This is a genomic window from Methylophaga sp. UBA2689 (assembly GCA_002354555.1).
Lineage (GTDB): Bacteria > Pseudomonadota > Gammaproteobacteria > Nitrosococcales > Methylophagaceae > Methylophaga.
The window spans coordinates 10107-13939 of the sequence record DELT01000015.1 but is presented as its reverse complement, the minus strand read 5'-3'; the positions used below and the strand labels follow the sequence as shown (position 1 = coordinate 13939).

General features: G+C 39.6%; 5 protein-coding genes. All 5 read left to right on the top strand.

Annotation, left to right across the window (positions count from 1 at the left end; genetic code table 11):
* On the top strand, window positions 1-579 hold a 579-nt coding region (locus B3M51_RS01290; protein WP_292756295.1), incomplete at its 5' end, for an OmpA family protein.
* A 391-nt stretch (window positions 580-970) separates the two neighbouring features.
* Window positions 971-1162: a CsbD family protein gene (locus B3M51_RS01285; RefSeq protein WP_292479370.1), complete on the top strand. Its 192-nt coding sequence runs from the start codon at window positions 971-973 to the stop codon at window positions 1160-1162.
* Between the two features lie 216 nt (window positions 1163-1378).
* Entirely contained in the window at window positions 1379-1939 is a 561-nt protein-coding gene (locus B3M51_RS01280; RefSeq protein ID WP_292756293.1) for a BON domain-containing protein, read from the top strand.
* A gap of 7 nt (window positions 1940-1946) precedes the next feature.
* Entirely contained in the window at window positions 1947-2408 is a 462-nt protein-coding gene (locus B3M51_RS01275; protein WP_292479368.1) for a hypothetical protein, read from the top strand.
* 220 nt (window positions 2409-2628) lie between these two features.
* The coding region (locus tag B3M51_RS01270) for a sigma-54 interaction domain-containing protein (RefSeq protein WP_292756291.1) at window positions 2629-3833 on the top strand (1205 nt) is incomplete at its 3' end.

The following is a 3833-nucleotide window of genomic DNA, read 5'->3' as shown; positions in this document are numbered from 1 at the left end:
CATGAGCCAGTTCCAGGTGCATTGCTTGATGCTAATGGTTGTGCAATGGATTCAGACAATGATGGTGTTGTCGATGGTATCGATATGTGTGCTAACACTCCAGCTGGTGTAACAGTTGATGATGTTGGTTGCCCAATTGATTCAGACAGAGATGGCGTAGCGGATTACAAAGATCTTTGCCCAAACACTCCAGAAGGTGTAATAGTTGATCAGGATGGATGTCCAATCGCCGGTGAAACCATTCTGTCATTGAATGACGTTCACTTTGAATTTGATAAAGCAACACTCACTCCTGAAGCTCAATCAACTCTTGATGAAGCAGTAGATGCTTTGTTGAATAGTGATGAAGTGGTTGAAGTACGTGTTGAAGGTCATACAGATAGTATTGGTACTGAAGAATATAACCAAAACTTATCACAACGTCGTGCAGAGTCAGTGGTTGACTATCTCACATCAAGAGGTGTTAATGGCAACAACCTGATTCCAGTTGGTATGGGTGAAAATCATCCAATCGCTAACAATGAAACTGATGCAGGTCGTGCTCTTAACCGTCGTGTTGATTTTGTTGTTAACCCATAATAACTAGAACTTTAGTTGAAATGAAAAAGGCCCTTAACCGGGCCTTTTTTGTGTCTGCTGTTTTGAGTGAAGTGGTACAGAAGTAATTTGAGTTTCGACTAAATGATTAGTTTTAAAACGCTGAAGCGTTGAAATTTTTACATTTCACCATGTTATTTCTACCACAGTTTAGTGCATCTTTATTTTCAAAATTTCCAGATTTAATATTGAAAACAGATACATATCGTCTTGGCATGATTTCTGTAATATTCATTGTGACTGATATTTTTGCTGAATCTGCATTGAGCTTTATTGCAATTATTTAAAGTTTATTTCAGCAAGAGCCTTTGGTAATAAATAAAGAGCGACAAGCCCTAGGTATCAGATTTTTTAGAGCAATAAGGAGAAAAAAATGAATACAGATATTGCAGAAGGTAAATGGACTCAAGTTAAAGGTAAACTCCGTGAAAGCTGGGGTGACTTAACTGATGATGAAATTGAACAAACAAAGGGCAATACCCAGCAATTGGTTGGTCTGCTGCAGGAGCGATATGGTCTGGCTAAAGATCAGGCTGAAAAGGAAGTGGAAGCGCTTACCAAATAAAATGTTCTTTGCTGGATTACACCAGCTCCAAAGACGCCGAAAGGCGTCTTTTTAGTTCAACGTGAATATTTTCCTGATAAAGCTTGTAATTTATTCATGATGATTTAGATACAGAAAGTGGGGAAGTTGAATAACCCCATGAATTTATTTGTTTTATATTCTTGGCATGGTTATAGCAACTATCCAAGAGTGACATTTAAATTAATTAGGAGATAAATGATGAAAATTAAAATAAACCATTTAGCAATTTTGACCGCAGCTACATTAGTTACTACACCAGTGTTAGCAAATGACTGGCAAGGTGAAGCTAATGATGCCTGGCTGGATGGCAAATTAGAAACATCATTATTGCTCAACACCGAACTGAATAATTTTAAAATTGATACGGATATTGAAAGTGGCGTTGCAGTTTTAACTGGTCAGGTGAACAACCAGACGCAAAAAGAGCTGGCTGGGGAAATTGCACAAAATATTGAAGGTATTTCTGAGGTTAAAAATAACCTGACGGTAGATGAAAACTATCGTAATGAAGATAACGACGACGATAAATCTTTTAGCCGTGCATGGCATGATATGACTGTTACTGCAGGGCTTAAAATGGAGCTTGCTGCTCATGATGAGCTTGAAGCCACTGCCATTAATGTCTCAACTGAGAATGGAGTTGTTACATTGAAAGGTAACGTGAAAAATGAGGCCGAAAAAGATCTGGCGGTCGAAATGGCAAAAGGCTATGACAAGGTTGTTGAAGTTAAAGATGAACTCGTTGTAGCAAACTGAATGTCACATGTTGAATAACAGAGATCAGCTACTTATTCAGGAGTTGAAGAGCATCTGTGCAGATGGACGTAACTTCTACGATATGACCGCAAGGAAAGCGGTCAGTAGTGAAATAAGAATGATGTTGCGGGAAATGGCTCTGGTACGGTCTGAAATTGTTGACGATATTAACAAGCGTTTTGCCGGGCTTAGGAATACTCAGCCTTCCAATAGTGAGTTAGCGTTAACAATGCGGGCAATCTACAAAGTTGCATATGGAACATGCGAGGATGTAATTGATGAAGATTGTCTTGCTGATTTGGAATCAATGGAAATGCATTCATTGGAAATTTTTAAAATCTATGTAAGAAGAATGCATGACCGGCGAATGTCATCTTACCTTGCAGGCCACCTGGCGAATATGCAATTAAGTCAGGATCGTTTACTAAGGTTAAAAAGTGATCAACGACATAATCGTCGTATAGATTGACTAATCATCTACTCTATTAAAGAGGTTGAAACATTTAGTTTCAACCTCTTTATCTATGTTAAGAAATCTATAAAAACCGCATGTTAGACTCGAATTTAATTACTATCAAAAAACGGGTCTTATGCCAAAATTACTGTTAATAACAACTGATGAAATCTTATCAGCAAAATTGAGCAAACTGCTCTCTACATGTAACTTTAGTCTGGTTCATGTTGCAGACTTGACTGAGCAAGACTATCAAGCAGATTTGGTTATCTTCGCCCCCCAAAAAGCCACTGAGTCTGACTATAAGTTATTCGAAAACCATCCTTTGCAAAATACAGCCGACTGGATTTTATTAAGTGACGGTATGCCAAATAAATGGCTGGACTTAATGATGAGTAAAGGGGGGGCTTATCATTTTCGACAGATGAGTGACTTCACTCCTCTTATTGAAGTCGCCCAGGAATTCGCAACAGAATTCAAACAACTGAAAAAAAACCGTCACACCGCCACACTTACTTCCACCCTTGATCAATATGGCTCACTTTTGGGCTCATCTGCTGCGATGCATAAGCTTTATCGTTTGATACGACGTGTCAGTCAAACAGATGCCAATGTATTTCTGATTGGCGAAAGCGGCTGTGGTAAAGAAGTTGCTGCCAGAACGATTCATGAACAAAGTGAAAGAGCTAACGAACCGATGGTTTCAGTAAATTGTGCGGCATTGGCTGCAGATCTTATTGAAAGCGAATTATTTGGTCATGAGAAAGGCGCGTTTACTGGTGCGGTAAATCAACATATCGGCTTTTTTGAACAAGGTGGCAATGGCACCCTACTACTGGATGAAATCACTGAGATGCCTCTTGCATTACAAAGTAAATTGCTGAGAGTATTGGAAAGTGGTGAGTTCCGTCGAGTAGGAAGTGATGTGGTGCGTCAATCCAAAGTAAGGATTATTGCTGCGACTAATCGCGAACCTGAAGAAGCGATTGAAGCCGGTTTTCTGCGTGAAGATCTCTATTTTCGTCTGGCACACTTTCCGATCAAACTTCCTCCCTTACGGCAGCGGGACAATGATGTCATTGAGCTGGCCAAACACTTCCTCGCCTACCGAAATAAAGCGACAAATTCAGGCAAAGTATTTTCCGATGAAGTGCTGGATATTTTTGCTCAATATAGTTGGCCGGGAAATGTCAGAGAGCTTAAACATTGTGTTGAACGGGCGCACATATTGGCAGAAGACGTAATAACCGTTGCTGACCTACCTGAATTTAACAATGGCCAATCTGCAATTGAAAATGATATCGGTCCTGGTACTTCGATTAAAGATGCTGAAAAAAGCCTGATTCTGTCGACCTTAGAAGCCTGTCAGCAAAATAAAACCAAGGCAGCCAAGCAGCTTGGCATTACCGTTAAGACTTTATATAACAAACTTGATCAATA